Genomic DNA, 556 nt, shown 5'->3' with positions numbered 1-556 from the left:
CTCCCGGGTACCAGTTCTACACCCGCAGGAAGTGGGTCACTCACGCGTATATTATGCAAGGTTGTATTGGCTAAACTATTGGTTGCTTCAATCGTGTATGTTGACTTTCTTCATTTTGTTTTACATCATGATGATCCACTTTTTTGTTTGACTTAAGAAGGCCTTTGGAATCCACCACTTGAATATCTGCTTGTGGTTTTTGTGGATGGCTTTCATCAGCCGGATCGACTAAAGTGGCGATATTCGTGATAGTTCCGTCTGTTCCCTGTGTCACTTTGGCCTTAAACGTGATTGGAACCGTTTGGTTCCCTTTGATTTCGGGGATCACTGTCTTGATTTGTCCCGGGTCTCCTTCATTTATGGCTGCTTGTCCATCTACCTTTACGCTCCCGGGTACCAGTTCTACACCCGCAGGAAGTGGGTCACTCACGCGTATATTATGCAAGGTTGTATTGGCTAAACTATTGGTTGCTTCAATCGTGTATGTGACTTCTTCATTTTGTTTTACATCATGATGATCCACTTTTTTTGTTTGACTTAAGAAGGCCTTTTGGAA

Annotated in this window: 2 protein-coding genes; both read right to left on the bottom strand. The window is 43.3% G+C overall.

Annotation, left to right across the window (positions count from 1 at the left end; genetic code table 11):
• On the bottom strand, window positions 1-59 hold a 59-nt coding region (locus LFLEISCH_RS16570), incomplete at its 3' end, for a hypothetical protein (RefSeq protein WP_420912446.1).
• 11 nt (window positions 60-70) lie between these two features.
• A partial coding sequence (locus LFLEISCH_RS14420; RefSeq protein WP_007478149.1) for an isopeptide-forming domain-containing fimbrial protein occupies window positions 71-556 on the bottom strand: 486 nt, incomplete at its 5' end.

This window comes from Listeria fleischmannii subsp. fleischmannii LU2006-1 (assembly GCF_000344175.1).
Classification (GTDB): Bacteria; Bacillota; Bacilli; order Lactobacillales; family Listeriaceae; genus Listeria; species Listeria fleischmannii.
Note: the sequence above shows the minus strand (reverse complement) of the source record. Positions and strands in the feature narration are given on the sequence as shown.